This is a genomic window from Microcystis aeruginosa NIES-2549, from assembly GCF_000981785.2.
GTDB lineage: Bacteria > Cyanobacteriota > Cyanobacteriia > Cyanobacteriales > Microcystaceae > Microcystis > Microcystis aeruginosa_C.
The window spans coordinates 3,254,380-3,280,756 of sequence record NZ_CP011304.1; the positions used below are offsets into that span (position 1 = coordinate 3,254,380).

General features: G+C 40.1%; 24 protein-coding genes and 1 tRNA gene. 3 read left to right on the forward strand and 22 right to left on the reverse strand.

Translation table 11 applies throughout. The features are described 5' to 3' along the window. Positions 1-569: 569 nt before the first annotated feature. The 19 genes from myaer_RS15970 to myaer_RS16060 all read right to left on the reverse strand — a co-directional run bounded on the left by myaer_RS15970 (position 570) and on the right by myaer_RS16060 (position 18,884). Entirely contained in the window at positions 570-2,429 is a 1,860-nt protein-coding gene (locus myaer_RS15970) for an AAA-like domain-containing protein (protein ID WP_046662825.1), read from the reverse strand. A gap of 7 nt (positions 2,430-2,436) precedes the next feature. After that, positions 2,437-3,375: a hypothetical protein gene (locus tag myaer_RS15975; RefSeq protein WP_046662826.1), complete on the reverse strand. Its 939-nt coding sequence runs from the start codon at positions 3,373-3,375 to the stop codon at positions 2,437-2,439. An 11-nt stretch (positions 3,376-3,386) separates the two neighbouring features. Next, positions 3,387-4,484: a hypothetical protein gene (locus myaer_RS15980; RefSeq protein WP_046662827.1), complete on the reverse strand. Its 1,098-nt coding sequence runs from the start codon at positions 4,482-4,484 to the stop codon at positions 3,387-3,389. A 37-nt stretch (positions 4,485-4,521) separates the two neighbouring features. Then, positions 4,522-6,516 (reverse strand): dynamin family protein, encoded by a 1,995-nt coding sequence (locus tag myaer_RS15985; RefSeq protein WP_046662828.1) that lies wholly within the window; start codon positions 6,514-6,516, stop codon positions 4,522-4,524. 268 nt (positions 6,517-6,784) lie between these two features. Next, complete coding sequence (locus myaer_RS15990; RefSeq protein WP_046662829.1) at positions 6,785-6,997, reverse strand: hypothetical protein; 213 nt, start codon at positions 6,995-6,997, stop codon at positions 6,785-6,787. A gap of 986 nt (positions 6,998-7,983) precedes the next feature. Further along, a complete protein-coding gene (locus myaer_RS15995; protein ID WP_046662830.1) occupies positions 7,984-8,937 on the reverse strand; it encodes a hypothetical protein in 954 nt (317 codons plus the stop codon). 118 nt (positions 8,938-9,055) lie between these two features. Next, complete coding sequence (locus myaer_RS16000; protein WP_235614757.1) at positions 9,056-9,394, reverse strand: DUF4351 domain-containing protein; 339 nt, start codon at positions 9,392-9,394, stop codon at positions 9,056-9,058. A gap of 214 nt (positions 9,395-9,608) precedes the next feature. Then, positions 9,609-11,099 (reverse strand): MFS transporter, encoded by a 1,491-nt coding sequence (locus myaer_RS16005; RefSeq protein WP_046662831.1) that lies wholly within the window; start codon positions 11,097-11,099, stop codon positions 9,609-9,611. A gap of 22 nt (positions 11,100-11,121) precedes the next feature. Further along, positions 11,122-11,904 carry a DNA repair protein RecO gene (gene recO, locus myaer_RS16010; protein WP_046662832.1) on the reverse strand — a complete coding sequence of 261 codons (783 nt, stop codon included), beginning with the start codon at positions 11,902-11,904 and terminating at the stop codon, positions 11,122-11,124. A gap of 467 nt (positions 11,905-12,371) precedes the next feature. Then, a tRNA-Leu gene (locus tag myaer_RS16015) sits at positions 12,372-12,456 on the reverse strand. Then, positions 12,435-13,322 carry a M48 family metallopeptidase gene (locus tag myaer_RS16020; protein ID WP_004163593.1) on the reverse strand — a complete coding sequence of 296 codons (888 nt, stop codon included), beginning with the start codon at positions 13,320-13,322 and terminating at the stop codon, positions 12,435-12,437. Before myaer_RS16020 ends, myaer_RS16015 begins: the two co-directional genes overlap by 22 nt. Next, on the reverse strand, positions 13,315-13,734 hold the full coding sequence (locus myaer_RS16025) for a tetratricopeptide repeat protein (RefSeq protein WP_004163592.1): 420 nt from the start codon (positions 13,732-13,734) through the stop codon (positions 13,315-13,317). Before myaer_RS16025 ends, myaer_RS16020 begins: the two co-directional genes overlap by 8 nt. Before the next feature lie 119 nt (positions 13,735-13,853). Continuing rightward, positions 13,854-14,591 carry a sulfite exporter TauE/SafE family protein gene (locus myaer_RS16030; protein ID WP_002782846.1) on the reverse strand — a complete coding sequence of 246 codons (738 nt, stop codon included), beginning with the start codon at positions 14,589-14,591 and terminating at the stop codon, positions 13,854-13,856. Positions 14,592-14,622: 31 nt separating this feature from the next. Further along, positions 14,623-15,390 (reverse strand): peptidase, encoded by a 768-nt coding sequence (locus myaer_RS16035; protein ID WP_046662833.1) that lies wholly within the window; start codon positions 15,388-15,390, stop codon positions 14,623-14,625. A 149-nt stretch (positions 15,391-15,539) separates the two neighbouring features. After that, a complete protein-coding gene (gene fabG / locus myaer_RS16040) occupies positions 15,540-16,316 on the reverse strand; it encodes a 3-oxoacyl-[acyl-carrier-protein] reductase (protein WP_046662834.1) in 777 nt (258 codons plus the stop codon). A gap of 141 nt (positions 16,317-16,457) precedes the next feature. After that, positions 16,458-17,357: a lysophospholipid acyltransferase family protein gene (locus tag myaer_RS16045; protein WP_046662835.1), complete on the reverse strand. Its 900-nt coding sequence runs from the start codon at positions 17,355-17,357 to the stop codon at positions 16,458-16,460. 105 nt (positions 17,358-17,462) lie between these two features. After that, the gene (locus tag myaer_RS16050; protein ID WP_046662836.1) at positions 17,463-17,948 is read right to left on the reverse strand and encodes a DUF29 domain-containing protein; all 486 of its coding nucleotides are present in this window, start codon (positions 17,946-17,948) and stop codon (positions 17,463-17,465) included. Between the two features lie 228 nt (positions 17,949-18,176). Continuing rightward, positions 18,177-18,581 (reverse strand): type II toxin-antitoxin system VapC family toxin, encoded by a 405-nt coding sequence (locus myaer_RS16055; RefSeq protein WP_046662837.1) that lies wholly within the window; start codon positions 18,579-18,581, stop codon positions 18,177-18,179. A 6-nt stretch (positions 18,582-18,587) separates the two neighbouring features. Then, on the reverse strand, positions 18,588-18,884 hold the full coding sequence (locus tag myaer_RS16060; protein WP_045362253.1) for a hypothetical protein: 297 nt from the start codon (positions 18,882-18,884) through the stop codon (positions 18,588-18,590). A gap of 276 nt (positions 18,885-19,160) precedes the next feature. Here myaer_RS16060 and myaer_RS16065 point away from each other — a divergent pair, with 276 nt between their 5' ends. Continuing rightward, entirely contained in the window at positions 19,161-19,418 is a 258-nt protein-coding gene (locus tag myaer_RS16065) for a hypothetical protein (protein WP_046663813.1), read from the forward strand. Next, positions 19,411-20,187: a class I SAM-dependent methyltransferase gene (locus tag myaer_RS16070; protein ID WP_046662838.1), complete on the forward strand. Its 777-nt coding sequence runs from the start codon at positions 19,411-19,413 to the stop codon at positions 20,185-20,187. The genes myaer_RS16065 and myaer_RS16070 overlap by 8 nt, the downstream gene beginning before the upstream one ends. Here the strand turns inward: myaer_RS16070 and uvrA are convergent. Then, a complete protein-coding gene (gene uvrA / locus myaer_RS16075; RefSeq protein ID WP_046662839.1) occupies positions 20,144-23,056 on the reverse strand; it encodes an excinuclease ABC subunit UvrA in 2,913 nt (970 codons plus the stop codon). The genes myaer_RS16070 and uvrA overlap by 44 nt on opposite strands. A gap of 49 nt (positions 23,057-23,105) precedes the next feature. Further along, positions 23,106-23,933 carry a serine O-acetyltransferase gene (cysE, locus tag myaer_RS16080; RefSeq protein WP_046662840.1) on the reverse strand — a complete coding sequence of 276 codons (828 nt, stop codon included), beginning with the start codon at positions 23,931-23,933 and terminating at the stop codon, positions 23,106-23,108. A 215-nt stretch (positions 23,934-24,148) separates the two neighbouring features. Here cysE and myaer_RS16085 point away from each other — a divergent pair, with 215 nt between their 5' ends. Continuing rightward, positions 24,149-25,765: a choice-of-anchor I family protein gene (locus myaer_RS16085; protein WP_046662841.1), complete on the forward strand. Its 1,617-nt coding sequence runs from the start codon at positions 24,149-24,151 to the stop codon at positions 25,763-25,765. Here the strand turns inward: myaer_RS16085 and tsaB are convergent, their stop codons facing one another. After that, positions 25,766-26,368, reverse strand: a complete 603-nt coding sequence (tsaB, locus tag myaer_RS16090; RefSeq protein ID WP_046662842.1) for a tRNA (adenosine(37)-N6)-threonylcarbamoyltransferase complex dimerization subunit type 1 TsaB — start codon at positions 26,366-26,368, stop codon at positions 25,766-25,768. Between the last annotated feature and the right edge of the window lie 9 nt (positions 26,369-26,377).

Sequence of the window (26,377 nt, forward strand, 5' to 3'; positions counted from 1 at the left end):
TCTCCAATCGCACCTTTATTTCTATTTTCTGACTTTTGGCCGCTCTGAGCAGGTTTTAGGACAGTCCATCTCTAAAGAAAATATAAAACTGTGGGATGATTCAGGGAACAGGAGGTAGCAGCGAGATTCTATCATCGATTTGAAAAAAGCTCTAAATCCTGTTTAAAAGGTATAGAAAATGGCGTTGCTGAATCAAGATATGAATACTAATTGTACATCCTATCCACAAGTTAGCTTAGTCCTAGGTTTGGAACAGTACCTAAAGGACAATTGATACCAAATCCGACTTATAAAACCCAGTTATGAATTAGTTATATTGAAGCCAACTATGATTGATAGGATAGGATGAGTTTTTAATTTTTCTCCTTATTTGTTGGTATTCAAAGAGAAGTGATCGTAAAGATTTCCAACTTAGTAAATTTACGAAGAGGAAATGCACACGATAATATCCCTTAAACATAGGAATTTGAGGTACTTTTGACTGTGGTTAATCAAGCGGATTTTATATCAGAAAGAGCAAAGGAATATAACTCTGATAGAGCAAGCTGTCTAGCTACATCGTCACTCAGTCAGCTTGAAAGCTCTTTATCAAAAATCTCAATAATATTAGGCATTGTATCAAATTTTTCAAAGACAATAATGTCACATGGCTCGCCATTTCTATCTTTATTAGAACGAGCATTCTCATCTAAATATTCATAAAATGTAGGTCTGTCAATGATGTCACTTCCATAGCCAATAATAATCATCTTGAGTTCATCCTGACTATTCAGCCTTTTACAGGTTTCATGAACCAACTTCTCAAAATCATTTTTATCATTTAATTCGCCGTCAGTGTATATGATAATAAATCCACCTTGATCAGGATCTCGAGTCAGAAACCAGTCATCAATGATGGTTCTCAGCGTAGGGACAATAAAAGTATTACCATCTGGCTGATTTTCCTTAAAAAGACCAGCTACTTGTGAATCGTCTTGTATCTGTGTTACTACACGAGCAAAATTTGGACTAAAGAAAGCAACTGTGATCTCATGGCAAATTTTTTCTTGGTCCATTCCTTCCTGATGCAGAATTCTGTAAATATGACCTTGGATTAGTTCTCGCAGTGCAATCCATCGTCTTTCATTCGCTAACTTAGGATCTCTTTCGGCCATAGATCCACTTTGATCAATTAACATATAAACCTTACGATTATAAATTTTAACACTAGGCATACTAGACCTCCTTAGTCCATTTAATTGGTGTTTAATTTCAAGAATCCATTGTTGATTGAACACTTCTTGATAAATCGGATTAGCGGGAAACAGAAATGTTTTTGATTGCAAAATCAATCCAGACATTAATAAATCCCATTGTAGCATACTCTCACTATCAAACTTAATCTTATTAGGATTACGGAGAATACGATGATATAAGTTGAGTGTTGGTAGAACACTGTTAGAATCATTATGGCTATTCCCTAAGCTAACAAAGTAATCATGAATTTGTTGAAAGTGGGAGTTCAAGGAAGGCAACCTTTCAGGCTTAAGAAAATAACATCTAAACAAGTTTTCAATCTGAGGGAGAATCTCTGAATCTTCTAGTATTATATTCTGATCATGGATGATTTTACATAAAATTTGTGTTAAGAACGGTTGACCTTGAGTCCAATCAATTATAGTTTCCGCAAGCGAAGAAGGATGATTTTTCAAGACCTTCTTGAGCGGCCCACACTGGCTACGGTGAAAAGGAGAGATTTCAATAATGGATGCTTGTGTCAATAAACTCTGACAGTCATCTTGAAAAAAATTTAAATGGTTAACGCACCCTGCTAAAATAAATTTAATATAAGGCAAGAAACTTTGATGATTTTCTGACAATAATTTCAGAAAGTTTTTTAAATATTCGTAAAATTCTTCATCCATCACATTTTCAAGGTTATCCAGAAAAATAATAATAGTTTTATCGGTAATTTTAAGGATTTCTTGTAAAGAGTTAATAAATTTTAGTTCAAAGCTATTTTCTTGGGTATTTTGCCATATCTGATTTAAAAGATTGAGTAGTTGGTGATCTTTGTCATCAAGTTTACTGTAGATTATTGTAATGATTTCTAAATAAAATGAACGTTCTGATAAGTTTTTTGAAAAGTTTTTAAAGGCAATTCCTCCCCATTTATATTTTAGCGAAGAAAAGTGTTTTTTCATTCGGAAAACCAAGCTTGTTTTGCCCACTTTAGGGGGAGCAAATAGACAACAAAAGGCTGAATGATCTTGACTATTCTGGAGAAACTTAAAGAGTTGTTCATCTGCTTGACGAGTAATATAAGTAGGATCATTAGGGAGTAAGATTTGACCAGGAAGATTAGGATAAGAATTTTCAGTAAATTTCTTGAAGTTATTCCATATATCTTGAATAAGCGAAGCTCCAGAATTAAATTGTATTTCTTCCATTGTTTACTCACTCCTCTGGTTTTTCAAGATTTTGTTTTTGGTTAGACTCAGAATTGTTAGTATTTTTAGATGCAGAGAAAAGTGATTGAAAAAAATCTTGCCAAGTTTCTAGTACAGTAGTAAATAAATCAATGGGGAGTAGAATTAACTTATTCAAATCAATTTCTGAAGATTTTTGGTTGATGCTTTGAACTTCCTCCCAGTGATCCTGATCAACTAATTCAGATAAACTTCGCCATCCACCAGCGTCTTCTAGGGTTTTTCTTTTTTTAGAGCCAGTAACGATTACTAAAATATCATAGTCAGAAGGTAAGTAACATCGACCAATTTCTTCAGATAGTTCATTTTTCATCTGAGGCACATTTTTACCAATTTTTTTGATTAATTCTGGGGCTTCACCAGTAGGAATTGTGTAAAAACTTTCTGGGAAAACTAACTGGTATAACTCTTCAAAACGGGGATAAAACCCATATTGATTATTTTGAATATCGTCGGATAATTGAGTGTCAATATCTTTTAAAAAAAGAACGGCTCTGTCAATTTTTTCCGCTAAAGATTCTTGATTTTCCTCTTTTAAAGTGAAAGCGGCCATTTGACGAAAGCCAAAATCAGTTTTCTCATTATCTTCTGCAAGCCATACTACATCAACTGTGATCTGACGGGGTTCAGAATCTTGACGAGGAATTTTTTTAGGTTGCATTTGGCTTGTTATACTATCAAATGACTCTTGAATTTTGTAAGGCTCAATTCCCGTTATCATTAAAAGAAGTTGGTTTGTTGGTAATCTTTCTAAGACGAGAGAGGGAGAATCTTGTGCAATTAAATTGGTCGCTGTTGAAGATAACGGTGGAATTCGAGTATTAATCTTCCCGTCCTGACTAACTTCTAGCCAACGGTAGTCTTGTTCAGGTTGATAATACCCGCGACTTTGAACATAAATCTTCATGATTACCTCCTCTATTTAGGTCTTTTTAAAAAGAGTAGTGGATGACCCTGTATGATCGTGAAACCGTCTATATTTTCTTTGCGGCTTTGAGCAAAGGTTTTAACTGCTTGGCCAAAAGGAGTTTCATCTCCACCAAACAATTCACGAATTGTTCTCAATATGGGAGAACGTTCAACTAATAATTGATCATTACAAATCTTGAATAAAAAACTCAGAAGATAGCGAAGTAATTGATCTCCATTTTCGGGTTTATAACGAGCGTCTATACTCGTTTTACGAAACCAAAATCGAGGTTTATTACCATCTTCTACTTCATATTTCCAAAAATGCAAACATCCAACTGTTTGAACTGGGGCTGTAATGACTGCTATGTTCTCAGAGCGGCCTTGCAAAAAGGCTAGTAAAGGCTCATATTTTTCCTGAATATGAGCTATCAGTTTTTGACTAGGTTGTTTTTCTTGTACATAGTAGTTGCCGTCTTTGTCTTCGATTTTTTGTACATAGGTTTCGCATTTAACAGGAGCTAAAATAACTAGCTTAGGGTTTCTAGGGTTGGCACAAGCGGCTTTTAATAATTCAAGGACTTCTTTAGGTTGGTTTCTTGATTGATGCCATTTTCCACTGTCATTAGATATATCCCAATCTTTACGGTTTTGAAAATTTTCTCTTTTGGGTTCTAACATAGCGGGTGTATCAATGGTGACGATCACTCCATAGGACTCTTGAATTAACTTTTTAACAAATTCCCTTTCCATCTTATCTTTTGAAGTCAGATATCCCCCTGGATAATCTCTAAAAATAAGCCTTATTTTACTATTCTTATAAACTAAATCAAAAACATATTTCGGTAAAGAATCAGGACCAGCAATTGCCTTTGTACCTTGGAGTCCTTTATCTCGCTCATCTGCTCTCATTTGATTTTGTAAACTTTTTAATTGTTCCAAGTATTTATCCAGAATTTTTTTAGTTTCTTCATCAGGAATTAATTTAAAATCAATATCTTTGGCAATACGTTCCAACTTTTCATACATCGCCAACAGAAGCGTTGTTTTGCCTACACCACTTGCTCCTAACATCGTAATTTGAAATTCGTTTCCTTTTGGGTTCATAAGAATGAGTTCCTTGTAAAGTTAAGTTTGACGATAATTAATTGACAAATTGTAATGCTTGCAGTTGATTGACTTGAGCAACTTGTTCAACTGCATTGAGCCACTGTTGACGATGATTTTGTTCGGTATCTCCTCCAAATTCTTCTGGCCAAATATAAAATTTTTGATCATACTGGAAAATCTCCCATGCTTTTCTGACACCTTCTGAACGAGTAATTTGATCAACAAATTCTTCAATTTCGATCAAGATTTCTTTTCCAGGCTTAGAAGATATTTTCGAAGGTAATTCAACTTCACAATGAAAAATCACTTCGCCATGAATGATTTCTAAATTATGTTGAATTTCTTCCGCTTTTTTTTGCTTAATTTCTGGGGTATCTTCGTTCCCGCCTGGTATTTTGGTTAACTCCATATTAGTTTTATTAGGATTAAAATTGTCTAGGTAATCTCTGACTACGGAACGAATATGATTTCGATAAGTCATCTCAAAATTAGCCAAGGCTTCAAGAGGTTGTTTCAGAGGTTTTAAAGAGTCATCATCTGGGATAATTTCTACTAATTTTTTCAAGAATTGAGATCCTTGAAGATTAACTAACTGAGGAATATTCCCTAAATTAAGAGACTCTCTTAAACTTTGACTTACTTTTTCTTTCGCTTCTTCTACTTTTCTGCTCATTCCATTTTCCATTGAAGTAAAATTACGAGTTAAATGAGTACGAACATCATGTAAGTAATTAGAATAAGTTATCTTCCAATCTTTTTTTTGTTTTATGTACCCTACTAAAATTTGTTCAATATCAGGAATTCCTGTATCATTTTTACAGTTTTCAATAACGGAAATTACTTCTTGCCTAAAATTATTTTCATCTTCATTTTTTTCTGAGTTTAAATTATCCACCAATCTATCAAGATTATATGTAATAGCAAACCAAGAATTTTCGTATAAACTAGACATTTTATGCTGTTCATTGACATATGACTTAGATAAACCAGTAGTCCAATCTTGTCGAGCTTTTGCTAATTCTTGGGCCACTCTCTGTTGAAGTTTATTCAATTCCTCTTGATAAGTTCTAACGTATTTTTCATCTAACGAAGTAATGTTATCTATCATATAGTCTAAAACTAGATCAAGAACACGATTAGCTTCGTTAGAATCATTGCAATTAGCAATTTCACATCTCACAACATCAATGTGTTTGCTTTGAATAGTGTCCTTGTGATCCTGACAACCTTCTAGATTACTATTATCATAGTTAAGAATCATAAAAGAACGCCTATTCAAAGAATCTAAAGCTTGATAGGCTGTTTTATATAAATCTGTATCTCTCGGTTCCCATCCATAACGTTTGTCGTCACGATCAGGACGACGAATAAAAAGAACTATATCAACTTCTTGTCCTAAAGTTTTGAACATTAAATCCTCATCTCCCAGTCGAGTATCGCCTAAACCCGGAACATCAACCAAGGCAATCTGTTGTACATCTTGATTGGGAAAAGGACAAGAAATTTTCACGGAATTGACCGCTAAATGATCGAAAAAAATCAATTTTTTTTTCTCATCTCTTGGTTGAGAAACATATTTATAGATTTCAGATTTAGGAACACTCGATAAGATTTTAGGTGAGCCTGTTTGTAAGTGAGGTTTGTATGATTGTAAATGGTCATGATAATCATCTTTTAAGTGTCCATAAATGCTTTTTAAAGTCGCATTGCCCTGTTCGTAAGAAAAGTCAGGAACAGGGAGAGGTTTTTCAAAATCTTCAATCGTCCGGGGAGGAGTCAGTTTTAAGGCTTTATAATAAGGAGTAATGACAGTTGTCAAAAAGGATTCTTGTGTGTGAAAAGTCACCTCACCTTCGGTTTCTCCTTCCTTATACTCAATCTTACTCTTACACGCTGTACAAGCTGCTCCTTCTTTTGCTGGAATTACATCATTGCCCAATCCACTAATCCTTTGTAAAAAAGTGCTTTTTCCTTGACCCATTAAGCCAACAACACCAATATTGATCGTTCCTCGTTGATAGCGATTCATTAGATCAGTTAAACGATTTATTTGATGGGAAATGTTAACAGATATATCTGCCAAGTTAACCTGACAGGGGGACAAGACCTCTCAAAGCATTGTCCACAAAGGTTTTGAGGCTCCTCAGTTACAAACAGATACATCGCTTTCAGCCAAAAAGCTAACGAAATAATCAGGGATTTGGGCGAGCTTACTAGAAATATTTATCAACAACGGGGGGTGAGCTGCATCGAACTTTTTCGCTCCAACACCCCAAAAAGCTTGTGATGTAAGGAGTTCAGCCAGCTTGTCCCCCTGTCAGCAAGTTAACAGTTCTTAAGAAATCAATTACTGCGGCTTCCTTTGATTCTCCCATCAGTCTAACTCTGAGACTTTCGAGCGTGTCTATATTTCCTTTAAGGGTTGTTAAGTTGTTATTGACTTGTTTAATCTTAGAAACGAGAGGTTCTCTTTTTTGGACAATTTGTTGAATCTTGGTGCGTCTTGACATGGTGATATTCTCAGTACAGGATAAAAAGCTTAAAAAGTAGATAAGAGTAGGATTTTCTAAGAAATAGAACTGATCTCAAAAACCCCCACAAGTCAGTATAGCGAATTAAAGCAAGCTCTTAAACCCCATTTGGTATGGCAGGTCGCCAGACTCTCATTTTTGACCTTGGTAAATTGTTGTAATTTGCCAGAAATTAACAGCATTGCCTGTTGTAGCGCAGGAATAATATCTGAATCGAGGGGTAACGCAGATTCTAGGGTTACGTTGGTTGTGAGGTTGTAAAGGGTATTAGGCATGGGATGAACTGGGGATAAAAAAGAGAATTAAACAGGATTCAGCGATATTTTGGTGGCAAAATCGATAAATTTGCACAACAATATCCCAAATATCCCAATGGACAACAAAGCCAATCGAGAGATTAGGAGAATAATTGGTTAGGGAATATCAAATTGATCTAAAAACTCATCCGCGAGTCTAGCATAAGCTACCTAGCTATGTCAAGAAGTTTTCTGTAATTTCACAGAAACTTTAGAAAAATTTAAGTAATTACCCCGTGTGCAACTATATTTTTAGTCTTGATTTACAAGGCTTTCAGAAATCAGCAGAGATAAAGTATCCTCTGTAACCCTGATTCTGTCGTTTTTAGTTGCACATCGCGTGCAATTATTCCTTCTATGTCCTGGGTTATAACTTTTGAGATTGTCTGGGCTGCTACCGGTAAGGCGATGTTTATATTGTTAAGTTGTGTTAATAGCTTAATTTCTATGGTTTTCATAGTCTAAAAACAATGGTTATCCTCTTGTGTGAATAGGAGGAAAATCTAAGCTGGTATCTCCAATTCAGTCGCTCATAACTAGACAAGAGAAACTGTAGCGATTAATAAGTGCCTAAGCAAAATTAATTACACATTTAAGCCGCTACTCTGTCACTAAACACAGAAAACGGGTTTCTTGAAGAAACCCGTTTTTTTGGGCGACAAACCAGAATTATTCAGGTTGGATTAACTGATTTAAATAGCCTTGAAAATCTGAGATTGAGTCAAGAGTAATCGCTTGTCTGTGGAGATTTTTTAGAAGAGAAGTGTCTTGAATTTGGCTAATCTTATTAACCAGTTCAGAAGGCACATTCTCAAACCGAATCTCAAGGGCATCAATGACAGATTCTCGAGCTTTTTGAATCATCCCTTTTTCCATTCCCATTCTTTCAACACTGGTAATATAAGGCATTCTTTTTTCCTCCTCGTACTGATTTAATTCCTGTTGAAACTCCTGTTCTAATTCAGCGGGTAAGCTCATCAGCCAATCGATAAACTTAAAGAGGTTGAGAATATCCTCTCGTTGATAACCCTGTTCGTACAACCGTTTAGTTAATGTTAGTTTCGCTTCCTTGCGCTTTTTTCGGTTTTGCCGAGTTTCTAAAGCTTGGAGATGCGCCATCACGACTGTAGCAAAAGGGTTACGGCTGGCTGCTAAAGCTGACCACTGCTGCTTAAATTCTAGCAACTTGACGACCGGAAAGCGAAAACTCACTTGACAATCAAATAACTCACGCTCAAATTGATTGGGTCGCCAAGAAGCATTATCATCACCTAAAACTGCCAAACTCGCTACTGAACGCCTGTAACGATCATAAATGCGATAGTAATAGACAAACATCCGTTCAGCAAAGTCAATTTCTCGCTGACCCTGGATTTCTATGTGGATTAAAACCCAGGTCTCTTCTCCCGCCATACGATAAATTTTCACCAACTTATCGACGAGACGTTTGCCTAACTCAGCATCGCGCACCACTTGTTGAAGTTCTTTGTCGAGAAATTCAAAGCCTTGATTCCAATCAATACCCGCGTGAGCTTGAGGAAAAAAGAAGGAAACAAAGTCTTCAAAGTAGATTTCTAAGACATCTTTCCAAGGAGTATCAAAATCAGTATTTGGGTTATTCATTTCAGTTATCAGTTCTCTTGAACCACCGAAGTAATTTTTGTGATATACTGTACTTACGCAGAAAACGGGTTTCTTTGAGAAACCCGTTTTCTCCAAAAGGCGATCGCTAACGGAAGAGCTAATCTGTTAAAGTATTTAACCAATTGATTAAATCTTCAACCGCAGAGAAGTCGAATAAAGCTTCTCCTAATGCTTCGACATCATCAATACTTAACTGCATAATTTTAGTTTCTAATGCAGGATTAATCTCCCCTAACTTGCGTTTAAGTTGACGAAGAATCAATGTCTTTTCGCGTTCGATACCTTGTTCGATACCTTGACGCATCCAACTGGTAGTAATTTGCATAACTCCCTCCTGTACGGGTTGACTAAATGTGCTAATCTCTTCTTGGAATTGTATCTCTTCCACTGGATTAAGATTGAGATATGTATCAATAAATCCAGAAATTAATTGCATTCTCGCCGCATCTAACCTTAAAGTAATTAACAAGCGCAGACATTCCGCCTTAACCTTAGCTCGCTCTTTGTCTGCAATAGGGTGATCCAGAAAACGGGTTTCTTCAAGAAACCCGTTTTCTATTCAATCTCCTGACTCCTGACTCCTAACTCCTGACTCCTAACTCCTAACTACTGATAACTGATAACTGATAACTGATAACTGAAAAGTTTCGCTAATCTTTAGATAAATTGCCAGAAACATACCAAGTAAAACCGCCGCCGATAACTGCCATAACTGCTAAAGCTAATAGTACTGGTCGGAGTCCGAATTGAGTTTCGGCGATACCCGCGACAGCTAGGGGTAAAGAGAGGGCAATATTAACGGCATTGTTTTCTAAACCAAAGACTTTACCGCGCATTTCAGGGGGTGTATCTGCCTGTAGGGTAGTTTGCATGGGAACCCCGACTAAAGCGGCAAAAATCCCTAATAAAGCGGTCATAGCGAAGGCTAAAATTAAACTCTTTGTGGCTAGAGATAAACCGATTAAAGCTGCCGCCATACCCAGGGAACCCCAGAGACTTAATTGGGTGTGGGAGAATTTTTGGCCCCAATAACCCAAAGTAATGGCACTAACTGCCATTCCTGCACCACAGGAGGCTAATAAAAAGCCGAATTGAGAAGCTTTTAACCCGGGTAGTTTTTCCGCCATACTGACAGCTAATACCGATAGAGCAGCAAAAATACAGAATAAGATGACTAATTGAATCAGAGCGTTACGAACTTTATGATTTTTGTTGAGGTAACGAATGCCGTCGCGGATGTCTTCCCAAACATGGGGCTGTTCTGCGGTAGGAATAACATATTTTTCGTTAGTTCGTAGGATAATTAGAATTAAACCAGCAATTACATAAAAAGCACCGACAATCATCACTTTGCCAATATCAAATTGTCCGGCTCTCGTGCCGAAAATGCTATCGGCAAAAGCTAATACTGGTTCACCGATGGCAAAACCGATAATTAATACCGCCATGGTGGTTAAAGTGTTGAGGGAATTAGCCGGTAGAAGATGACGACGTTTTACCACTAATGGCAGGGTAGATTGTTCGGCGGGGGCAAAAAATTGGGTTAGGGTGGAGACAAGAAAAGTAATGACTAACAATAGGAAAAAACCGAAGGGTAAATTAAATTCTCCCTGTAGCCGGTAATGCCAATTTCTTAAACCGTCAGGCAACCAACCGAGGGGAACGGCTAAAGTTTGCTCGCGCACTAACCATAATAATAGGGGAATGAGGAGGACAAAAGCCCCGCGTAAAAGGTTAGAAATAACTAAAACTTGTTTTTTTAACCATCTATCAACATATACACCCGCCACCGAACCCACTAACACCGCCGGAATTGTATTAGCAATCATTATCGCCGATACCCAGCCACTAATCGACTGATCGGCTTCTTGGTAATGGGTGGCAATTAGGGATATCATCAGGACTAAATAGAATTTATCCGCTAATTGGGAAAAAATTCCCCCCGCCCAGAGAATGAGAAAGCGCGGGTTTTTTAGCACTGGGGCAAAACCCTGACTAGGATTGGATTTGGGCGCACGTTTAGGCAAGCGGTTCATGGTTTCTGTGTTGGATTGCCTCGGTGAGGAATCGGAAGAATTAAAAACAGGTGTGGAGGAGTCGCTAGAATTAGCGTCGCTAGTTTCTGAGTCAAACAGTTGCATTATGATAACTTTTACTATCTGTTTAAAATTCTAAGGGAGATAAACCCTCAACTAATGCCGAGGAGCGAAAAGTTTTTCCCAGATGATATTGAGTATAGCGGCGCAGCAGGCGATCGAGGTTAATCCAAGCTAGTTCTGAGGCAAGGTTTTCTGGTGGGGGAAAATCGGTTTTTCCTAGGCATTGCAGTAATTGCAGTTCTTGCAACGTCAGTTTACTATCGATTTTGGGTGGGTTGATTATTTCTGTTAGGGCAGCTAGATCTATTATTCCCCCTGCCTCGAAACTAAATCCTAGGCAATTGTTCCCAATTAAAGCTTTTCCCGTCAACAGGCAGTTATGGACTTGCGGCACTAAACCGGCAATTATTAAGAAATGAAAAATTGCTTGACAAAGATAGGGAAGTATGTATTGATTCTCGTCGAGGACTTCAATTCTGGCCAGATGGCCGCAGATTAATTCGTATAATTCCCTCTGGGGTTGTTCACTCAGGGCGATCGCCAAAACCAGTTCGCAGAGGTATTGGCTAACGGTGAGTTTGGCGAGATTTTGACTTAATTTGGGATAAGATTCAATAGTTTCGGCTTGAACGACCTTATCTAGGGATTTTCCTGCGACTATTAACAGATTATTGACCACAAATAGTTCACTTCTACCCCGGAGGGAAGATTTATACTTGCGCGCACCGGGGGCAATGGCTCTAATTAAACCATATTCGGCGGTCAAAATAGTTAAGAGGCGATCGGCCTCTCCGAAGGCCATTCCTTGTAGATTGATTCCAGTAGCTTGATAGGTACGAGACATCATTGATAGCAGTTATCTTAATGGTGAGGTAGGAAGTTTTCGTTTGGGGGAGACTCCGAGAGGACTCCCTCTAAAACCTACACCCTGCTCCCACGAAAAACTTTTTCGGCAAACCCTAGCTAATTGTCTCCCCAAGAAGACTTGAGCTAATCGCCAAGCAAAAGGGGAACTATGGAGGAGATGCTATGGGGGTTAGCGGACTCGAACCGCTTTAGCAATCTCAAAACTGGCAACTACATTATCTGAATTTCTCTCCCAGTCAACCATTGAATAAAAATGGGAGAGAAATGGGAGAAAGTTTAATCGGGGACAAGGTAATTTCGATGAGTATAATGACTTATTGAAGTTTTGGGACAAGAAATAAGCGGAGTTAAGGGAACACAAGGGAGTTAACCTTAAAAACGAAAAAGGTAAAACTATCAGTCTGAGATTCACTTTAGCAGGTAAGATAGTCGCTAAGTTATATGTAATGGGCGGAGTCGGACTCGAACCGACATGAGGGGCTGCCTCGCCACATTTTGAGTGTGGTGCGTCTACCAATTTCGCCATTCGCCCTTGGCATTAGTTTTATCATTATAACCTATTTTTGGCCCCTTTAACAAATTTTGATAATCGGGGGAACTGGCCCAACGATCGATTTCTCGCGCACGCAGGACGGGGAGGGGATGGGTTAACTGTTGGGTTTGCAAACCCTTTAACATTTCGCCCATTTCCGAGGTGCTGACGGCATCGTAGGACTTGGCCTGATCGATAAAAGCCTCTAAATTTAATAAAGGTGCGAGACTGGGGGAACCCCCGGCTAACTTCATTAACACCGACATGACGATTTTTGGGTCTTGAACTGCCAATAAAGCCGCTCGATCGCAACTAAACTCGGCGCAGCGCACCCATGCTAACATTCTCTCCTGTAGGGATCGTGCTAACATTGTCCCCCAATTGGGCAGTAATCCCGCCGCTAGGACCATAATATTGGCTAAAGTCAGATAAACGCCGTGTTCACATTTGAGATGACCTAATTCGTGGGCCATTACCGCTTGAATTTCTGCGGGAGTCAGCATTTCAATTAGGGAAGTGTGCATCACCATAAACGGTTTTTTGCCGCGCATGGCGAAGGTATAGGCGTTAGGAACGGGGTTTTGTTGAATGTATAATTGAGGTGGTTCTAAGTCGAGAACTCGGCAAGCTTCTAGGAGGAGATTATGCAGGTCGGGTAATTGTTTTTCTCCCACCAAAACACTAGCAGCAATATTATTTAAGTAAAAGAATTCCTCAGCAACGGAACCTAATAAACTTCTTACGGCTATATCTAACCCAGGCAATTGTTTAAGGGAATTAGTGGCCTCTAGGTCGATGGGATGCCGAAAATCATTGGCTTTTAAGCCGAGTAATAACTGTTTTGATAATTCCATATTCTTATTCATTTAACCAAACTTTAACGCGTTCTAAACTTTTCCAATCGGGTTTTCTAGCTAAACCATCGGCGATATTTTCATCCACTTCTTGGCGAACTTCTTTGTTTAAACTAATTAATTGTTGCACCAGTTCGATATGTTCCCTAACTCCGGCGGTTTTGGTTTCCAACATAGCTAAAACCAAATTGATCCGGTTTTGGGGGGAAACTTTATCGAGTTTAACGGCTTTTTGGGCGGCTTTTAGGGCTAATTCCGGTTTATCGGTGAGCATATATAACCAAGCCAAACAGGACCAAACGGCGGCATTTTTAGGAGTGCGATCGCTTAATTCTTTAAATTCGGGCAATAAACTGGCGGCACTTTCTCCCTGTTGGTAGCGTTCTAAACCTTGTTCGAGGGTAAAATTGGCGGTTTCTGTCATTTTCAGTTGCGGGGTTAATCAAGGAGCAAATTTAACGGTTATCGGTGTATTAGCCATGGTTAATACAATTCACCTTCATCTAGTATTCTAGCAAAATTTGTCCCCTTGTCAGTAAAATTTTAAAAGACGATGCCCCGTTCTCGCCAGATCATCAATAGGCCACTCATCGAAACGAATAACATCACTGCTTGTTTAAATTGTTGGGGACTCATTTTTTCTAAAACTTTTTGTCCTAACCAATTACCTGGCCAGGCCGCTAATCCTAATAATAAACCGTAACCGAGAAAGGGCAGATGTAAAACTCCAAAGGCTGCGTAGGCGATTAATTTGGCCACATGAACTACTACCATGTGAACGGATTTCGTTGCCACCATTGGTTCTTTAACTAGCCCATAGTTGATATAAAACAGGTTCATCATCGGGCCGGTACTACCGACTAATCCCGACAGGAAAGCGTAGATAAATCCCGAGGGCATAAAATACCAAGTTTTAATCTCAAAAAAAGGATTTTCTTCTTGGGGAAATAATTGTTTAAGCGAGGAGAAAACCAGAAAAATTCCCAAAACTAGCGGCAACCATTTGAATTGTAAATGGGCAAAGACAAAAGCACCGAGGGTAGATCCCATAATTGCCCCGGGTAAATACCACACCGTCGAGGGCCAGTCAATGGCGCGCCAATACATTCCCATGCGTTGGACGTTACCGAGTAGCATCCCCGTGGTCAAAACCGGAGGAATGACGGCAGCATCGAGAAACCAACCTAAAACGGGGAGTAGAATCAGGGGACTGCCCCCACCAGCAAGGGTACTAAAAAACCAAGCTAGACTACCTGCCAACATCAAGGTAACAATGATCATCGAGTTGTAAAGTTAAGTTAAAAAGAGCTACTTAATCTATTATGATATCCTCTTTGGGGTCTTCATCAGTATAATGCCATTCCACATTGGGCATAGCCTCGAAAGCTTGCCGGACGTAATCCTCCCAGAGTTTCCGCATTTTGGCTAGGTAGGGATCTCCTAGGCGCAATTGTAACTTATGACGTAGGCTTAGGCTATTCGCTTCATACATACTCAAATAGATAGGCGGTCCGACGGAAATATTCGATTTCATGGTCGAATCGATGGAAAGTAAGGCACATTTAGCCATTTCCTCTAGGGGTGTATCATAGGTAATAGTGCGATCGAGAATCGGTTTACCGTATTTAGTTTCACCTATCTGTAAAAAGGGCGTTTCTTTGGTGGCTTGAATATGATTTCCCTGGGGATAAATCAGGAATAATTGCTGGTCTTCTCCTTTAATTTGTCCCCCAAGAATAAAGTTACATTTAAAATCAATATTATCTTGTTCTAGCCAAGTTCTTTCCCTAGCTTGTACTTGACGACTTTTATCACCGATATAGTGGGCGATATCGTAGAGATGATTCAGAGAATGGAGATTTTTATCCTCTTGATTGTGCAGGTCTCTTTTTAGTTCGTGAATCACTCCTTGGCTAATCGATAAATTGCCGGATGTGCAGACCATAATTACCCTTTCTCCCGACACCGAAAAATCAAATAATTTCCGATAGGCCGAGATATAATCGACTCCCGCATTTGTACGAGAATCCGCCCCCATAACAATGCCAAAACGATTGATAATTCCTAAACAGTAAGTCATTTTCAGTTATCAGTAAACAGTAATCAGTGAACAGTAATTAGTAATTAGTAATCAGTAATCAGTAAAGAGTGATCGGCGAATAATACCATTTAAAACTTAAAACTTAAAACTTTAATCTGATAACTGATAACTGATAACTGATAACTGAATTAAGCCATAACCATACCACCATCGACGTTAAAGACTTGACCAGTGATATAAATAGCGGCGGGATCGGCGGCTAAAAAACGCACCATTCCGGCTACTTCTTCCGGTTTTCCATAACGGGAGAGGGGGATATATTTGAGAATTTCATCTGCTTTGAGGTCATGAGTCATATCGGTTTCAATAAAGCCGGGGGCCACGGCATTAACAGTAATGCCTCGACTGGAAAATTCTTTGGCTAAAGTTTTCGTTAAACCGATAACACCAGCTTTAGCGGCGCTGTAATTAGATTGACCCGGATTACCCATCAAACCGGATACAGAAGTGATGTTAATTATGCGGCCGCTTTTCTGTTTTAACATCAATTTACCGACGGCGCGAGTGCAGAGAAAAACCCCGGTTAAATTGAGATCGATGACCGCTTGCCAGTCTTCTAATTTCATTCTTAACATTAGGGTATCCCGGGTAATACCGGCATTATTAACTAAGACATCAATATGACCGAATTTTTCCTTGGTACTGTCCACTAAATTATCCACTTCTTCGCTTTTAGCCACATCTGCTTGTAGAGCGATTGCCTTTCCCCCAGCCGCGGTAATTTCTTCGACAACGGCATCGGCAGCACTGCTAGATTTAGCATAGTTCACCACTACAGTAGCACCCTGGCTGGCTAATTCCAAGGCGATCGCTTTACCGATTCCTCGCGAGGCCCCGGTTACTATGGCTACTTTGTCTTGTAAATGCTGGCATTCTGCGGGTAATAGTTTCATAATTTTCTGCATTCCCCAAATAATCGTCAAATCTCAAGAGAAAACTCTGTACTGATAACTTTGCTCAAAACAATTCATTATCTCACAAGCGGGTTAATTTGACCGCAGCCATCCTCAAGTGCGATCGCTCTGTCCCCACTTTCCTGTATAGTATCAGGGAGAATTGGCCGCCACTAATTGATCGAGTTGTTGCTGCATCAAATAACAGACTTTCTCATAACATTCGCGTACATAACGGCGGTCCCGGGCCGCTTTTTTGCCGTAACGTTCAAAAATAATTGGGGGACAAACCCGCGTCTGTATCGGCACAGGTAAGGGAATATTCGGCAAGGGACCGATAGCTAGTCCCCAGGGTAAACCGAAATAGATGGGACAGGTCCCGGGGTCAATACCGAAGGGCCAAGGCATACCCTGTTTATGCAATTCTTTTAATTGAGGATAAATATCGTCGAGGACAAACAGGGTCGAGTGAGCGCCGTGGGAAATGGCGGGAATAATCGGCACTTCGTACTGTAAAGCTAGTTTAACAAAAGCTAGATTACCGGCAAAATGAATTTTATTTCTTAAACTGTGGGGACGGAAAACATCCGTAGCACCTCCTGGATAAATTAGTACACTAGCACCACTATTCAAAGCTGCAATCGCCATTTTCGGATGTGCATGAACGGCCCCCATTTGGGCCGCTAGATTAGCTTGGGATGGAAAAACTCGCCAGACTCGCGAATCCATCAAACCATAGATTAAGCGCTCGCTGCCAAAGCGCTGAAACCAATCATACATCATCATAAACATATCGGGAGCCGCTAAACCGCCGTTATGGGAGCCGATGAATAATACTTGTCCTGAGGGGGGAATATTTTCCCAACCATCGGTTTTAACGCGAAAATAATGGTGATAAAACCAATCCAGAAGGGGGACAAATTTTTCGATCACTTGCGGATCCCGATCCTCTAATGACCAACCGGTGAGGGTATCAACAGGGGCCTTGGCCGCTTGTAGGGATAATTCGGCAAAAGTCGCCGTAGATGAGACAAAAGAACTAAAAATCTGCATTGATGCCCAGTTGATAATTTAAGCGCACCTTATTATCGCAAATTTCTGTTAAAAAACCCATCGTTTTAGAACGGCTTTCCTCGATAATTCTATCATTTTTAATGTCTAATCTTCACAGTTGAACCAATTTTTATCTAATAATTGCTCTAAACTGTAAGGACATTCTGAGGGAAAATCGCCAGAAAAACCAGTTTTTTGTTGAACATAATCGAAAGCATCCTGATAGATTATCGGTAATTCCTCAGCCAAATAATTCTGTAAATTCGTCGTTAAATATTTTCTTAATTGAGTGCGAAAACTGATAATTTCCGCTCGCCAATGATTCCGATTTATTTCGGCTTCTGTTGTCCAATATTGTAAAAGTAATAAATGCCTGATCACTTGTTCAAGTAAGCTACTGACTCGGTTTTTATCTCTTTTACTCAAGCTTTCTAATTCCTCAATTAAATGGATTACATCTAATTCATCTAAGCGATTTTCCTTGAGGATTTTTATTGTTTCCTCTAACCAGAGATGTTGATCGATTTCGTAAAGTAGAGGCAGGGTTTCTCCTCCCTCTACTTGCCAGGGATTCTGATTTAAAGTTTTCATTGAGTTGTTGGCGGTTTTTAATAGGAAATAAGCACCCTCATATATATATTAGGCCACTTTCTCCTAATTTTGATAGTGACACAGGAAAAATCACCGTCCCGCCAATTCTCGTTCATAGTATCATTAGTGCATAGCCAATTTTGTAGGGTGCGTTAACGTAGTGTAACGCACGTCTTTACTGACTCAAGCTATTAAAATATGTCGGATGACTTAAAGATTGGGTTTAATTTATAACTCTACCCAATTCTCTAAACTTAATCCTTCAACCCTCAATAAATCACTGTCATTAGAAACAACAATTAAACTTTTAACTATAGCAGTAGCAGCAATTAAAATATCTTCTGTTTGTATGGGTAATCCTCTTAATCTAAGATCAGCATGAATTTCGGCTGCTTTTTCTAAAATAGCTAAATCATCTAATAAAATAATTTGATAATCCTGAGAAAGTTTGTTAAATCTTTCTCTTTGTTTAGGTGCAGCAACTGCCAAAAATCCTCTCTTAATTTCAAAATAAGTAATGCAACTGATAAAGATACTTTTTCTTTGAGCTTTGACATCTTCAATTTTTTGATAAACTTTAAGATCACGCTTAATAATCAAAGAAACGATATTAGTATCTAACAAATAACTCATAATTACCTATTTACGCTTAATTGCTTCATCGAAAATAGCCATTTGTTCAGGAGTAAAATCACCGCCAATTTTTGACAGGATTTCTGTGGACATAATAAAGCTACAATGCTCTTTCAATTCTGCCTCTGACATAGTGTTAAATTCCTCAAAAGGTAAATTTTTTTCAAATAATTCAACCAAATGTTTCACTATTTCTGAATAATTAAGCTCCTCTTTAAAGAAAGGACGGTCTTCCATTAAAATAGAAACAACTTGCTCAATTCTCTTAATCATCGATTTTTGTCTGACATCAGTTGATAACATATTTATGCCGCCAGTAAATTTTCAATAATATTTATCAACTGCCAATATATCAAGTTTCTCGTGGTTATGCAACATCGTGAGTTCGATCTCGAATAGATCCCTGTAACGGTGTCTTGAGTGGGATGTATCACCATTCTCATCCGATGGTGATTTCTACCATGTCGAAACTGTTTGGGGTGAAGATGTCTTTATGGTTAAAAGACCCCAAGGGACGCACCTTGTCAGACGAGGACATATCACACTATCCTTATGATAGTAGTAACCTTAGCCGAAACCATGAAAACAATTAGTTTTAAAACCCATGTAGGAGAAGATGGAACATTACAAATATCTTTACCGCCTGAACTTAAAAACACAGATTTAGAAGTTACCTTAGTTTATCAGCCAATATCTCTAAAAGAACAAGAAGAAAAAACTACATTTAGCCAATGGCAAGAAGGCTTTTTTGAAGAAGTAATTGGCGGTTGGGAAGGTGAATTATTAGTAAGAGAAAAACAGCCAGATTATGAGGAAAGAGCGATCAAGAATGATTGAGGATAAAAATCAGCAAACCTATAGAGACCCTAGTATTGTCGGTTATTATGCCCAATTAACCGCACTACAGCCAGCAGAAAAGACAATTTTAACTCTGCTGCAAGAGCGTTTATCAACCATGAAAATGCTTGATTTAGGGGTAGGTGCGGGACGAACTACGAAGTATTTTGCCCCTCTTGTGGGAGAATATATCGGTGTTGATTATTCTGCGGAAATGATCGCCGCTTGTCGTCAAAAATTCCCCCATTTAGTCTGGCAAGTGGCCGATGCTAGAAATCTAGAACAATTTGCCGATAATTATTTTGATTTTATTCTCTTTAGTTTTAATGGCATTGATTATATTTCCCCTGCTGACCGTTTTCTAGTTTTAGAGGAAATTAGCCGCATCGGTAAAGCGGGTGGTTATTTTTGTTTTTCTAGTCATAATCTTCAGGGAATTATCCCAGAATTCGATTGGAAAAAAAAGATTAGTTTGAATCCTTTTAGTAGCTATGTAAATTTAGTCCTCTGGGTGATTTTGCGTGCCTGTAATCCCTCTCTTAGCTACCAACAGTTATTGACTGCTGACTATGCAATTATTCGGGATGAACCCCATAATTTTCGTCTCCAAAATTATTACGCCACCCCCAAAGAACAATTAAGACAGTTAAGGTCTTACTTTCAAGAGATTAAAATTTATTCTTGGAAAACCGGTCAGGAAATTAAAAGCGAACAAGAGTTAAATACTAATCTTGATCATTGGCTTTATTATCTCTGTGTTCTTCCCTAATATTATCCCGCTTTTTTGGGGGATATTGAAGTAATGCTTGGGCAAGATAATGACCGGTGTAGGATTTTTCACATTTAGCCACGGTTTCCGGTGTTCCCACCGCGATTAATTCTCCTCCCTTGTCCCCTCCTTCCGGTCCCAAATCAATAATCCAATCGCTACAGCGAATCACGTCGAGATTATGTTCGATGACGATAATCGAATTACCTTTATCGACCAATCTTTGTAACACATCTAAGAGATGATGCACATCATAAAAAGATAAACCCGTAGTCGGTTCATCGATCAAATATAGAGTTTTTCCCGTGGCCCGTCGGGATAATTCGGCCGCTAATTTTACCCTTTGCGCTTCCCCACCGGATAAAGTGGGCGCACTTTGACCGAGTTTACAGTATCCTAAACCCACATCCACGAGAGTTTGTAATCTGGTGGTGGCCCGGGGGACATTTTCAAAGACCTTTAATGCTTCCTCGATCGTCATATCTAAGACATCGGCGATCGAATAACCTTTATACTTAACCTGTAGGGTTTCCCGATTATAACGCGCCCCTTTACACACATCACACTGCACATAGACATCGGGGAGAAAATTCATCTCGATGACGTTTACCCCTTGGCCTAGGCAAGCTTCACAGCGTCCTCCCTTAACATTAAAAGAAAACTGCCCCGCTTTGTAACCCCTAGCTTTTGCTTCGATGGTTTCGGTGAAAATCTCGCGAATAATGTCAAAAACCCCCGTATAGGTAGCAGGATTTGACCGAGGAGTGCGTCCTATCGGTGATTGGTCGATGACAATTACTTTATCAACCGCGTCCAATCCTTCCACTTTCTCTAACTCTTTGGGGAAGGGAGTTAAACGGGTTAAATGATGTTGTAAAGCCGGATATAATAACTCATTAATTAGGGTAGATTTGCCCGAACCAGATACCCCCGTAATCGAGACTAATTTTCCTAAAGGAATCGTTACATCAATATTTCTTAGGTTATTTTGATGGCAATTTTTTAAGACTAAAGCATTACCATTCCCAGACCTTCTTTGGTGAGGAGTTTCAATAACTTTGCGTCCCGATAGGTAGGCCCCTGTTATCGATTTTTTGGACTTTAAAAGGGTTTTAAAACTGCCTTGACAGATGATTTCTCCGCCATGAATCCCCGCTTTCGGCCCGATATCGACCACATAATCGGCTGCCCGAATCGTTTCTTCATCGTGTTCAACGACGATTAAAGTATTACCTAAATCTCGCAATCTTTGCAGGGTTTCTAACAGTTTACTATTATCTCTTTGGTGTAATCCGATGCTAGGTTCATCGAGAACGTATAAGACTCCTGTTAATCCCGAACCGATTTGGGTGGCTAATCGAATTCGTTGGGATTCTCCCCCAGATAAAGTCATTGCCGGTCGATCGAGGGTAAGATAATCTAATCCCACATCGATTAAAAATTGTAGTCTCGCTTTGATTTCTTTGATGGCTAATTCCCCAATTAATGCTTGTCTTGGGGTTAAATGACAATCATTAATTCTCTGCAAACAATCCCGAATGGGAACTCTGGTAAAATCCGTGATCGTATATTGTCCTAAACGTACCGATAAAGCTTCTGGTTTTAATCTTTTTCCGTGACAAACTTCGCAGGTTTGGTTAACAATATATTTCTCTAGTCTTTGTTTGATAACTTCCGAGGTGGTTTCTTGATAATTTCTATCTAAGATATTGATAACTCCGGCAAATTCTCGATAGTAACCGCGACCAGTATCGTAACGGTAATCATCTTCAAAATAGATCGGTTCTTTACTACCATAGAGAATGATATCTTGCTGGGTTTTTGTTAGTTTCTGCCAAGGAGTTTGGATTTCAAAACCTAAAGCTTGCCCTAAACCGTAGAGGAGAGAAAGATAGTAGGAATTATCCTTATCTGACCAGGGGGCAATAGCAGAATAAACCGGTTGTTTCGGGTCTGGAATGACTAAATCTGCTGAAAATTTCCGTAAACTGCCCAATCCGTGACAGTTGGGACAAGCACCATAGGGAGAATTAAAAGAGAATAAACGGGGGGATAATTCTTCCATAACTGCCCCGTGTTCGGGACAGGCAAATTTTTCGGAAAAGACAATTTCTTTGGTAACTTCGGGATTATCTTCGTTCTTCTCATCGAGAATTTCCACAATCGCTACACCGTCGGAATGCTTTAAACAAGTGGTTAAAGAATCCACTAATCTTTCCTGTAAACCCTCTTTTTTGATCAGGCGATCGATAACAATTTCAATATCATGAAGATGTTTTTTATCTAACTCGATGCCCTCGGATAATTCTACTACCTTGCCGTCAATCCGCACCCGGGCAAAGCCTTGGGAGGCCAAACTAGAGATTAATTGCTTATGGGTGCCTTTTTTGCCGCGAATTACTGGGGCCAAGATTTGAAACCGGGTTTTATCGGCTAATTCCATCACTCGATCGCACATTTGATCGATGGTTTGGGGGGCAATATTGCGATCACAATGGGGACAATGGGGTTCACCGGCACGACCGAACAATAAACGCAAGTAATCGTAAATTTCCGTAACAGTTCCCACACTAGAGCGGGGATTGTGGGAAGTGGATTTTTGGTCGATGGAAATAGCCGGACTTAAACCCTCGATCGCATCCACATCGGGTTTATCTAATTGTCCTAAAAATTGCCGTGCGTAGGCGCTGAGGGACTCCACATAGCGGCGCTGTCCCTCGGCAAAAATGGTGTCGAAAGCGAGGGAAGATTTGCCCGATCCCGAAACTCCCGTAAAAACAATCAACTGATTGCGGGGTAATTCGAGATCAACATTTTTGAGATTGTGTTGTCGAGCGCCACGGATACGGATTGAGTCAGTTTGAGCCATCGGACGGTGCCAAGTAGTCCTTAACAATCATAGCCTTGATGAATGGGTTTCAGCTACTAGAAAACGAGTCTTCTATCATATCAGAAGATTCCAGGGGATAAACCGCTCTTTCGAGAAAATCGCGGATATCCCGATCGGCCCCAGGACAACAGCTATGACTCGCTTCTTCTTCTTCTTCTAAATGGGCTAAAACTGGGCAATTAATCCGATAATCTGGTTCTTTTGACCGTTCTAGCCGCAATTCGTACACTTGTTTTTCCAGTTGTTCGATGCGGTCCACCAGAGCGCGAATAGCCACCGCTTCCGAGTCGGGTAAATCACCGTGTTCGAGAGGTTGCACCCGCGTCCCGGCCCGATAGATTAAACGACCGGGTACACCAACAACGGTACAATCGGCAGGAATATCGCGCAGCACCACAGAACCAGCACCGACGCGAACGTTATTACCCAGATAAATATTACCTAAAACCTTGGCCCCAGCGCCGACGACCACATTTTCCCCTAGAGTCGGATGACGTTTACCGCTTTCTTTCCCCGTCCCTCCTAAAGTAACTCCTTGATAGATGAGGGCATAATCACCGATAATGGCGGTTTCTCCGATGACAACTCCCATGCCATGGTCGATAAAAACACCCTGACCTATTTGGGCGCCGGGGTGAATTTCGATACCAGTCAGAAAACGGGCAAAATGGGAAATTAAACGGGGAATAAAGGGAATCCCGATCTGATATAGCCAATGGGCGAAGCGATGGCACAGTAAAGCCTGTAATCCAGGATAACAAAACAGTACCTCTAACCAGTTGCGGGCAGCGGGGTCACGTTCAAAAATGATCTTGAAATCGGCTAGGAGAGTAGATAACACGAGTCTTGATTCCATATTGATCGAGCTTATACTAAACCATGTTATCACTCCGGTACAATCAGCCGTTCAACTAAAAATCGATCGAGGAGCCTCTTTTCCTAGTTCGCTTTTACTGTTCTCGGCCAAATTTTGAAGATATCCTTAATTTCTCTCCTGTTTAATCTTCCTTTAACTTGGGGCTGAAAAAATGCTATTGTTTAGCGTTTTTTTGCAAGGTTTCAGCTAAAAATATGATACAGGCTATCTATCGTCACCAGTGGAAATTTTTATTAACCTTGCTGTCAATTGCTGGCAGTATCAACATTGTTACCGAATCGGCCTCAGCTTTAAATATCACCCGATTGAGCAGTCTTGGCAATACTACAAATAATTTTGGGGCAGAAATTCCCGCTTATGACCCCTCTAGTCGCAGATTATTCGTGACCGGTCCCAATAATCGTCTAGATATTGCCGATATCAGTAATCCCGCTAGTCCTATTACCTTATCATCGCTCGATCTTAGCTCCTACGGTGCGGGGGTTAACAGCGTTGCCATCAAAAATGGTATCGTGGCCCTGGCCATGGAAGCTAATCCGATTACCAATAACGGCAGTGTAGTATTTTTCGATACTAATGGTGTCTTTCAGAGTCAGGTTACTGTGGGCGCTTTACCAGATATGTTAACCTTTACTCCTGACGGTAATCGGGTTTTGGTCGCTAACGAGGGGGAACCAGCTAATGGTGTCAATCCCGATGGTTCTATTAGTATTATTGATCTTAGTGCTGGTGTTCTCAATCCCACCGTCAACACTGCTACCTTTACCAGTTTTAATGGTCAAGAGAACACTTTCAGAAGTCAGGGAGTCCGTATTTTTCCCGGTCAAACGGTTTCCCAAGATGTGGAACCAGAATACATCACCGTTTCCGACGATGGAACCACTGCATGGGTGTCTCTACAGGAAAATAATGCTATTGCAATAGTCAATATTGTTAACGCTCAAGTCACCAGTATTTTACCCCTAGGAGCCAAAAATTTTAACGCACCGGGTAATGGTTTGGATCCTAGCGATCAAGATGGAGGGGTAAATATTAATAATTGGCCGGTTTTTGGCTTATATCAGCCGGATACGATTGCCACCGTTACCATCGCCGGACAAACCTATTTAATTTCTGCCAATGAAGGGGATACTAGAAATGAGGCCCGACGAGTTTCTACTCTAACTTTAGACCCCACTGTTTTCCCTAATGCTGCCCAATTGCAATTAGCCCAAAATCTCGGCCGTTTAGATGTTTCCACCATCGACGGACGTAACGACCAAGGTCAATATAGCCAACTTTTTGCCTATGGTGGTCGTTCTTTTTCGATTTGGAATGTCACTAATGGACTGTCCCAAGTCTTCGATAGTGGCGATGATTTTGAACAAATTTTAGCGGCTTTTTCGACAACTCCCCTAACTCCTAGTATTTTTAATTCCGATGGCACTCCTAGCAGTTTCGATAGTCGTAGCGATAACCGTGGGCCAGAACCGGAAGGTTTAGCAGTAGGAAGCGTGAGGAATCGTCTCTATAGTTTTGTGGGAATAGAAAGGGCTGGCGGTTTCATGGTTTATGATATCACCAACCCTAGTAATCCTTTGTTCGCTAATTATATCAACGATTCGCAATTAGGCGATATCTCTCCCGAAGGATTATTATTTATCCCCGCTGCCGATAGTCCTAATGGTACTCCCCTGTTAATTGTTGCCAATGAAGTGAGTCGTAATGTGGCGATTTATTCCGTTGAACCCGTACCCGAACCTAGCGCAGTTTTAGGATTAGTAACCCTCGGATTAGCTGGTTATAGTTTGAAAAAAAGAGGCAATTGCTAATCACATCGCGTAAAATGGGAGCGCCTCCGACCAATGGGGGCGTTTTCGCGTTTGCCAGTCCAAATAGGCTAAATCGAGGATATCGGGGGCATTTATGCCTAAATAGCTGGGTGTAGCTAATCTTTGATAGGGAATAGTTAAGTTTTCTAAAGTCTGCTGCCATTGTTCCGGAGTCATCAGGCTATCAGCTAAATAAACCCGATTACCCCGATAGATGCCCACATACAATTGTCCCCTAGTGGCGGGCATTTCTAGGGCGAGATGGGTATCGACGGGGTAAAAATCCCGTTGTGACCAAGCAAAGGCCGCTAAACTGGAGACGGTAAAAATCGGTAGCTGTAATTGTTGTGCTAGGGTTCTAGCGGTGACTATACCGATGCGGGTACTGGTAAAGCTACCCGGCCCCTTAGCGGTGGCTAGAAAGGCTAAATCTGCCCATTTTTGCGGAGCCAGGAACTGTTTTAGATAGGGGTGGAATAGGTTCGATAAATCCCTGTCTAAGTCCCAAGTTTGTTGACGACTATCATCGCTGAAATTAGAGATGGCTAGTCCTAGTTGGGGACTGCTGGTATGTAAGGCTAATCCGTAAACAGGGGAAGACAAGTCAATCTT

Coding starts and splice junctions, on each gene's coding strand:
- myaer_RS15970 (WP_046662825.1), bottom strand. CDS start 2,429: ATGGAAGAAATACAATTTAATTCTGGAGCTTCGCTTATTCAAGATATA.
- myaer_RS15975 (WP_046662826.1), bottom strand. CDS start 3,375: ATGAAGATTTATGTTCAAAGTCGCGGGTATTATCAACCTGAACAAGAC.
- myaer_RS15980 (WP_046662827.1), bottom strand. CDS start 4,484: ATGAACCCAAAAGGAAACGAATTTCAAATTACGATGTTAGGAGCAAGT.
- myaer_RS15985 (WP_046662828.1), bottom strand. CDS start 6,516: ATGAATCGCTATCAACGAGGAACGATCAATATTGGTGTTGTTGGCTTA.
- myaer_RS15990 (WP_046662829.1), bottom strand. CDS start 6,997: ATGTCAAGACGCACCAAGATTCAACAAATTGTCCAAAAAAGAGAACCT.
- myaer_RS15995 (WP_046662830.1), bottom strand. CDS start 8,937: ATGAATAACCCAAATACTGATTTTGATACTCCTTGGAAAGATGTCTTA.
- myaer_RS16000 (WP_235614757.1), bottom strand. CDS start 9,394: ATGCAATTAATTTCTGGATTTATTGATACATATCTCAATCTTAATCCA.
- myaer_RS16005 (WP_046662831.1), bottom strand. CDS start 11,099: ATGCAACTGTTTGACTCAGAAACTAGCGACGCTAATTCTAGCGACTCC.
- recO (WP_046662832.1), bottom strand. CDS start 11,904: ATGATGTCTCGTACCTATCAAGCTACTGGAATCAATCTACAAGGAATG.
- myaer_RS16020 (WP_004163593.1), bottom strand. CDS start 13,322: ATGAATAAGAATATGGAATTATCAAAACAGTTATTACTCGGCTTAAAA.
- myaer_RS16025 (WP_004163592.1), bottom strand. CDS start 13,734: ATGACAGAAACCGCCAATTTTACCCTCGAACAAGGTTTAGAACGCTAC.
- myaer_RS16030 (WP_002782846.1), bottom strand. CDS start 14,591: ATGATCATTGTTACCTTGATGTTGGCAGGTAGTCTAGCTTGGTTTTTT.
- myaer_RS16035 (WP_046662833.1), bottom strand. CDS start 15,390: ATGACTTACTGTTTAGGAATTATCAATCGTTTTGGCATTGTTATGGGG.
- fabG (WP_046662834.1), bottom strand. CDS start 16,316: ATGCAGAAAATTATGAAACTATTACCCGCAGAATGCCAGCATTTACAA.
- myaer_RS16045 (WP_046662835.1), bottom strand. CDS start 17,357: ATGCAGATTTTTAGTTCTTTTGTCTCATCTACGGCGACTTTTGCCGAA.
- myaer_RS16050 (WP_046662836.1), bottom strand. CDS start 17,948: ATGAAAACTTTAAATCAGAATCCCTGGCAAGTAGAGGGAGGAGAAACC.
- myaer_RS16055 (WP_046662837.1), bottom strand. CDS start 18,581: ATGAGTTATTTGTTAGATACTAATATCGTTTCTTTGATTATTAAGCGT.
- myaer_RS16060 (WP_045362253.1), bottom strand. CDS start 18,884: ATGTTATCAACTGATGTCAGACAAAAATCGATGATTAAGAGAATTGAG.
- myaer_RS16065 (WP_046663813.1), top strand. CDS start 19,161: ATGAAAACAATTAGTTTTAAAACCCATGTAGGAGAAGATGGAACATTA.
- myaer_RS16070 (WP_046662838.1), top strand. CDS start 19,411: ATGATTGAGGATAAAAATCAGCAAACCTATAGAGACCCTAGTATTGTC.
- uvrA (WP_046662839.1), bottom strand. CDS start 23,056: ATGGCTCAAACTGACTCAATCCGTATCCGTGGCGCTCGACAACACAAT.
- cysE (WP_046662840.1), bottom strand. CDS start 23,933: ATGGAATCAAGACTCGTGTTATCTACTCTCCTAGCCGATTTCAAGATC.
- myaer_RS16085 (WP_046662841.1), top strand. CDS start 24,149: ATGATACAGGCTATCTATCGTCACCAGTGGAAATTTTTATTAACCTTG.